Below are 5,989 nucleotides of genomic sequence, written 5' to 3'. Positions count from 1 at the left end.
CGCGCGCCGCCGAGCTGCGGGCCCAGGGGCTGCCGCCGGGGGCGCTGGCCGCCGCCCAGCTCGCCGGGCTGGCCCTGCTGGCGGGGGTCGTCGTACGCCAGGGCCGGTGGGGGGCCGCCGCGGCCGGGCTGTACTGGCTCCAGCCGTACCTGGCCCTCGGCGGGCCGCGCTCCCCGCTGCGCCCGGCCGATCTGGGCCGGGCCACCGCCGCCCGGCCGGTACGGTCGCTCGGCGCGGCCCTGCGGACGGCCGGTGCGGCCCGCCGGGGCCGGGGCGAGCCGGACACCGGCCGGGCCGCCGCCTACCGGGCGGACCTGGCCGCGGGGACCGACCGCTTCTTCGAGGTGCGCCGCACGGACTGCCCCTGGTGCGGCAGCGGGCGGCTCGCCGTCCGGGTCCGGGTGCCCGACCTGCTCCAGGGCAAGCCCGGCCGGTTCACGCTGGAGCGCTGCGAGGACTGCGGGCACGTCTTCCAGAACCCCCGGCTGAGCCCGGAGGGGCTGGAGTTCTACTACCGCGACTTCTACGACGGGCGGGGCGGCGAGGGCGCGGGCACGGTCTTCGGGCGGCTCGGTGCCGCCTACCGGGGGCGCGCCGAGATGCTCCGCACGTACGTGGACGACGACGGACCGGAGTCCTGGCTCGACGTGGGCACCGGGCACGGGCACTTCTGCAACGCGGCGCGCGAGGTCTGGCCGCGGACCCGGTTCGACGGGCTGGACATGGGCGACGGGGTCCTGGAGGCCGAGCGCCGCGGCTGGGTGGCGACCGGGTACCAGGGGCAGTTCCCGGAGTACGCCTCGAAGCTGGCGGGCCGGTACGAGGTGGTCAGCATGTACCACTACCTGGAGCACACCCGGGATCCGCTGACCGAACTGGACACGGCGGCCGCCGTCGTCGCCCCCGGCGGATACCTGACCATCGAGGTGCCCGACCCGCAGTCGCGCATGGCGGACCTCCTCGGCCGGGCGTGGCTGCCCTGGTTCCAGCCGCAGCACCAGCACCTGGTCCCGGCGGTGAACCTGCGCGAGGCGCTGGCCGACCGGGGGTTCACCGTCCTCGTCGAGGAGCACGGCGCGGCCCATCAGGGCAACGACTTCTTCGGGGCGGTGGCCCTGACCGCCGCACGGCTGGCCCCGGACCCGGACCGGCCGTGGGGTCCCCCGGCAACGCCCCGCGCGCGGGTCCTGGCGGGGCTCGTACGGGCGGCGGCGCTGCCGTGCTTCGCCGGCGCGGCCGTGCTCGACGCCCTGCGGTCGGCGGCCGCCCGGGTCACGGACGGCGGGAACGCCTACCGGATCCTGGCCCGCAAGGACACGCCGTGACGCCCCCCGCGGAACGTGCCGGCACCGCGGGACTCCCCATGGCCGGCCTCCCCGCCACCCGAGCCGAAGCCGCCCGACCCGGCATCGCCCGACCCGATGCCGCCTGCCCCGACGTCGCCCCGCTCGACATCGCCCGACCCGGCACCGCCCGCCCCGATGCCGCCCGCCCCGACGTGGCCCCGCTCGACGTGGCCCCGCTCGACATCGCCCGACGGGCCACCGCGGATCCGCTGTTCCGGCTCGTCGCCTACGCGCTGGAGGCCGCGCACGGCCGGCCCCCGGCCGCCGTGTGGAGCGCGCCGTACGCCTTCCACCTCGGGTCCCCCGGCCTGGTCGCGGCGGCCGGCTGGCCGACGGCCGCCGCCGCGGCCCCGCGCACCGACGGCCTGGTACGGCTCAGCTCGCTCGGACACCCGGCGGACAGCTGCGACCTGCCGCTGACCCTCTCCGGGCCGCCGCCCGCGGCCCCCGCCTGGGCGGAGCGCCCGTACGCCGTGCTGCGGGCGCTGGCCCGGGCCGGTGTGGGCCGCGGCGGGACGGACCTGCACGTGCAGGGCTCGCTCACGGCGGCCGCCGGGCTGGCCACGGCGGAGCCGGCCGAGTGCGCCGTCGCCCTGGCGGTGGCCGACGTGCACACGGGGCCGGGCGAACTCCCGGACCGGGCACACCTGGCCGGCCTGCTGGCCGCGGCCCTGCCGGACGGGGACGACACCCTGCGCCGGGCGGTGCTCTTCGCCCGGGCCGGCAAGGCCCTGCTGCTGGGGGCGGAGCCTCGGCGGCGCCAGCGGTACGTGCCCTTCGACCCGGCGGCGTCCGGGGCGCGGCTGGTGCTGGTGGCCGTGCGCGGCGAGGCCGCGGACCGCCCGGCCGAGCTGGCGCGGGCCGTGGCCTGCGCCCGCCGGGCCGGCGCCCTGAGCGCCTGGCCGCCCGGGCAGGAACCGGGGCGCAGCGCGCTGGTGCTGCTGCCCGAGGCACGGCTGACGGCGGTGCGGGCCGCGGTCGCCGAGGACTTCCGCGACCGGGAGCGTCCCGTACCGCGCTTCCTGAACATCGCCGTGGCCGGCGCGGCCCGGCGCGAGGAATGACCATCAAGGAGGATCCGCCATGCCCACCCCCTCACCCAGGGCCGACGCGAGACGCCGGGCCCGGTGGTCCGCGCTCGTCGCCGGACTCGGCACGCTCGGCCTGCTGGGCGCCTTCACCGTCGCCAACTCCCAGGCGGCGGAGTCCGGTTCTCAGACCGGGTCGGTCGCGGCCGCGTTGCCCTCGTACGACCACGTGGTGGTCGTCGTGTACGAGAACAAGCAGTACGGAGAGATCATCGGCAGCGCGAACGCGCCCTACATCAACCAGTTGGCGAACGGGGGCGCCAGCCTGACCGGCATGAAGGCGCTGACCCACCCCAGCCAGCCCAACTACTTCAACCTCTTCTCCGGCGCCACGCAGGGCATCACCGGCGACGGCTGCTACACCCCGCAGTCGATGACGGCGCCCAACCTCGGCCAGGAGCTGATCGCGGCCGGCAAGACCTTCGCGACGTACAACGAGGACCTGCCGAGCGAGGGGTCCACGGCCTGCACGAACGGCCAGTACGCCCAGAAGCACAACCCGTGGTTCGCCTTCAAGAACGTGCCGCTGAACACCGGGAAGACCTGGACGCAGTTCCCGCAGAACAACTTCGCGGCGCTGCCGGACCTGTCGTTCATCGTGCCGAACCAGTGCAACGACATGCACTCGTGCTCGGTCGGCACGGGCGACACCTGGACGAAGAACAACATCGACGCCTACGCGCAGTGGGCGAAGGCCAACAACAGCCTGCTGGTGCTGACCTGGGACGAGGACAACTACCTGGGGTCCAACCAGATCGCCACCGTGTTCTACGGCGCACACGTCAAGACGGGCAAGTACGCCACCGCCTTCAACCACCACCACCTGCTGCGGACCTTCGAGGACCTGTTCGGCACGACGCACGCGGGCAACGCGGCCAACGTGCAGCCGATCAGCGAGGTGTTCGACGGTTCGACGCCCACCCCCACCCCCACCCCCACGCCCACCTCGACACCGACACCGACTCCCACCCCGACGCCGACTCCGACCCCGACCCCGACCGCGGGTGATCTGAAGCTGGCCAACCCGGGCCCGCAGAACTGCAAGTTCAACCAGTCCTGCACCATCCAGCTGAGCGCCACCGGCGGCAAGCCCCCGATCCGGTACGCGGCCACCGGCCTGCCCTGGGGCCTGACCGTCGACCCCGGCACCGGCCGGATCAGCGGTAAGCCGTGGGCAGCCGGAACGCTCCAGATCACCGCCACGGCCACCGACTCCACGGGCGCGACGGTCACCGCCGCCTTCCCGCTCACCGTCAACTGGTTCTAGAACCCTCGAGGAGGCATCCGTGTACCTGTCGACCAGTCGGGCCGCGGACACGGCCGGGGGCACCCCGGCTCCGAGCGGCCCCCTGCGGGCCGTCCCCGGCACGGTGTTCGCGCTCGGCGTGGTCAGTCTGGTCACGGATGTCTCGGCGGAGATGGTCACCGCGGTCCTGCCGCTGTACCTGATGGCCGGGCTCGGCATGTCACCGCTCGCGTTCGGCGCCCTGGACGGGTTCCAGCAGGGTGCCACGGCGCTGCTGCGCCTCGCGGGCGGGCGTGTCGCGGACCGGACCCACCGCCGCAAGCTCGTGGCCGGCTTCGGCTACGCGCTCTCCGCCGCGTGCAAGGCGGCCCTGCTCGCGGTCGCCACCCCCTGGTCGGTGGCGGCGGTACTCGCCGCCGACCGCACCGGCAAGGGGCTGCGCACCGCCCCCCGCGACGCCCTGATCTCGCTGTCCTGTCCGCCCGAGGACCAGGGCCGCGCCTTCGGGGTGCACCGGGCGCTGGACACGGCGGGCGCCCTGCTGGGGCCGCTGGCCGCGTTCGGGGTGCTGTGGGTGGTGGTGGACGGGTACGCGGCCGTGTTCACGGTGAGCTGCTGCACCGCACTGCTGGGGGTGGTGGTGCTGGTCCTGTTCGTACGGGAGGCCCCCGCGCCCGCCCCGGCCGCCCGCACCCCGCTGCCGCCGGTCCGCACGCTCCTGCGGATCCCCGGGCTGCGGCGGCTGTGCGCGAGCGCCGCCGTGCTCGGCCTGTTCACCGTCGGCGACGCCTTCCTCTACCTGCTGCTCCAGCGCCGGCTCGAGCTGCCGGCCGCGTACTTCCCGCTGCTGCCCGTCGGGACGGCGGCGGTGTTCCTGCTGGCCGCGCTGCCCGTCGGCCGGGCGGCCGACCGGCTGGGCCGGCGCCGGGTGTTCCTCGGCGGACACGTGCTGCTGCTCGGCGCCTGTCTGCTGCTGCTCGCCCCGGTGCCGGCGGGGCCGCCGCTGGTGCTCGGGGTCCTGGGGCTGCTCGGGCTGTTCTACGCGGCCACGGACGGGGTGCTGATGGCGGCGGCCGGGCCGCTGCTGCCCGCCGGGCTGCGCACCACGGGCCTCGCCGTGCTGCAGACGGCCCAGGCCCTGGCACGGTTCGCCGGGTCCCTGCTGTTCGGCGCGGCCTGGACGCTGTGGGGGCCCGGCCCGGCCCTCGGCACGGCGGCCGGGGGGCTGCTGCTGTCGCTGGCGGCGGTCGCCGTGTTCGGCGGGCGGGAGGGGGGTGGGCCGTCGTAGGGTCGGGCGCATGGCTGACGCACAGCGCACACTCGACGGCAGGGTCGCCCTCGTGGCCGGGGCGACGCGGGGCGCGGGCCGGGGCATCGCGGTCCAGCTGGGCGCGCAGGGCGCGACCGTGTACGTGTCCGGGCGCAGTTCCCGCGCCGGGCGCTCGGAGTACGGCCGCCCGGAGACGATCGAGGAGACGGCCGAGCTGGTGACGGCGGCGGGCGGGCGCGGCATCCCCGTGGTGGCCGACCACCTGGTGCCGGACGAGGTCGAGGCCCTGGTGGGGCGGATCGACGGGGAGCAGGGGCGGCTCGACGTCCTGGTCAACGACATCTGGGGCGGCGAGCTGCTCTTCGAGTGGGACAGCACGGTGTGGGAGCACGATCTGGACAAGGGACTGCGGCTGCTGCGGCTCGCGGTCGAGACCCATGCCGTCACCAGCCATTTCGCGCTGCCGCTGCTGCTGCGCCGGCCGGGCGGGCTGGTGGTGGAGATGACGGACGGCACCGCCGAGTACAACGCGGGCACCTACCGGGTGTCGTTCTTCTACGACCTCGCCAAGTCCTCGGTCCTGCGCATGGCGTTCGCCCTGGGGCACGAGCTGGGGCCGCGCGGGGCCACGGCGGTGGCGCTGACCCCGGGGTGGCTGCGCTCGGAGATGATGCTGGAGAACTTCGGCGTGACGGAGGAGAACTGGCGGGACGCACTGGACAAGGTCCCGCACTTCGCCATCTCCGAGACCCCCTCGTACGTGGGCCGGGCGGTGGCGGCGCTCGCCGCCGACCCGCAGCGGGCGCGGTGGAACGGGCAGTCCCTGTCCAGCGGACAGCTCGCGGGGGTCTACGGCTTCACGGATCTCGACGGCAGCCGCCCCGATTGCTGGCGGTACATGGTCGAGGTCCAGGACCCGGGCCGCCCGGCGGACACCACCGGTTACCGCTAGGGGGTGTCTGACGGAGGTCCGTGGTGAAGGAGCGGTGTCCGGTGCGTGCTCTCGGCGTGCCGGCCGGATGCCCCCGTACTGGACGTA

The 5,989-nt window shown here is 75.6% G+C and carries 5 protein-coding genes; all 5 read left to right on the top strand.

Annotated features, from left to right (window positions below; all coding sequences use genetic code 11):
* The coding region (locus tag AB0D44_RS34055; RefSeq protein ID WP_362598695.1) for a class I SAM-dependent methyltransferase at positions 1-1,325 on the top strand (1,325 nt) is incomplete at its 5' end.
* A complete protein-coding gene (locus tag AB0D44_RS34050; RefSeq protein ID WP_362598692.1) occupies positions 1,322-2,410 on the top strand; it encodes a galactokinase in 1,089 nt (362 codons plus the stop codon). The genes AB0D44_RS34055 and AB0D44_RS34050, both read left to right, overlap by 4 nt.
* Positions 2,411-2,429: 19 nt before the next feature.
* Positions 2,430-3,701 carry an alkaline phosphatase family protein gene (locus tag AB0D44_RS34045; protein ID WP_362598689.1) on the top strand — a complete coding sequence of 424 codons (1,272 nt, stop codon included), beginning with the start codon at positions 2,430-2,432 and terminating at the stop codon, positions 3,699-3,701.
* Positions 3,702-3,720: 19 nt separating this feature from the next.
* Positions 3,721-4,968: an MFS transporter gene (locus tag AB0D44_RS34040; RefSeq protein ID WP_362598687.1), complete on the top strand. Its 1,248-nt coding sequence runs from the start codon at positions 3,721-3,723 to the stop codon at positions 4,966-4,968.
* A gap of 10 nt (positions 4,969-4,978) precedes the next feature.
* Positions 4,979-5,902 carry an SDR family oxidoreductase gene (locus tag AB0D44_RS34035; RefSeq protein ID WP_362598684.1) on the top strand — a complete coding sequence of 308 codons (924 nt, stop codon included), beginning with the start codon at positions 4,979-4,981 and terminating at the stop codon, positions 5,900-5,902.
* Positions 5,903-5,989 lie beyond the last annotated feature (87 nt).

Source organism: Streptomyces sp. NPDC048349 (assembly GCF_040651925.1).
In the GTDB taxonomy this organism is placed as follows: domain Bacteria; phylum Actinomycetota; class Actinomycetes; order Streptomycetales; family Streptomycetaceae; genus Streptomyces.
The sequence above is the reverse complement of the archived record's forward strand: the minus strand, read 5'-3'. Positions and strand labels throughout refer to the sequence as shown.